Consider the following 1,084-nt stretch of genomic DNA (forward strand, 5'->3'; position numbering starts at 1 on the left):
ATTTCGGACATAGTTCCTCCTATAACAAGGTCTGTATACAATAAGCACCATAGCGCTACCGAGAGGTTTTATGACTTAGCTTCTGAAAAAGCATGTCGCGCAAGAACATAAAAGGAATATAACGAAACAAAGCTAAACACCAACGCTGGCACTAATCCTAAAATGCCCCATATATTGGTTTCACCGAGTCGATTATCACCGAAGGTCAAAGCTCTACTTGCCGAAAGCATCCCGCCCCAATAAAACATGGTGTTGCCATAGCCCGCGCCTACAATCATCCAAAACAGCTTTTTCTCTAGGCGCTCTGGTGCATTCAATCCCCATAGCAACAGTGCGACAACAAAGATCATTAAACCGTTCATCAAGCCACCCGCATGAGCTCGAGCCCATCCGCGATCGCTACCGAATAGTTCAAACTGCACAATATAATTAGGAAATATCTCAAAGCCGCCTATCAGTTTCATAACTAAACCGATACCAGCAATAAGACCGATTAACATAATGATCGCGCCATGCCCGACCATACGCTTCTGAAGAGCGTTCATAGACTTACCTGTTTGCTTTTATTATTTGAACAAATTGATGAGTTTTCAATTTTAACATCGATCAGTGAGTAGGCAGTGAGACTAAAAAAGACTGCCAGAAGCTGTAGACAAGAAAACGAGTTAGAACCGCGCATTTATAAGACCTTTCAAGAATTTTGTTAATAGACTTTGTAGACAACCATGCCGCCGGTTGCTGAAAAAGTTACCGAAATAACTGGAGTATTCCTGATCAATTTTTGTTGTAGTAGTTCACACAAATAAGGCGTTGAGTCGTATTGCGCTTGTAAATTTAAAATCATATTCTGTCTGAAGGGAAGTAAGAGAGACCTGTTCGGCTCACAAAATGTGCTTTAATGGTGCGCTACCTATAATAAGTCTCAATCTTATTAGAAGCCTAATGAAACAATAGCTTAACAAGCCAAACCAAAATACCAGGTATAGCGGGGTAAATATGTCTCTTCGAATTAATGATCAAGCACCAAATTTTACAGCAAACACGACGCAGGGGGAGATCGACTTTCACGAGTGGATTGGAGATG

At 41.2% G+C, this 1,084-nt stretch carries 1 protein-coding gene; it reads right to left on the reverse strand.

What is annotated here, in order from left to right; genetic code table 11:
• Positions 1-68: 68 nt before the first annotated feature.
• Positions 69-545 carry a styrene-oxide isomerase StyC gene (gene styC / locus A3739_RS21415; RefSeq protein ID WP_068480124.1) on the reverse strand — a complete coding sequence of 159 codons (477 nt, stop codon included), beginning with the start codon at positions 543-545 and terminating at the stop codon, positions 69-71.
• Between the last annotated feature and the right edge of the window lie 539 nt (positions 546-1,084).

The organism is Oleiphilus sp. HI0067 (assembly GCF_001635735.1).

Excerpts from the sequence above, each read along its gene's own strand:
- styC (WP_068480124.1), bottom strand. The coding sequence starts at position 545 with ATGAACGCTCTTCAGAAGCGTATGGTCGGGCATGGCGCGATCATTATG.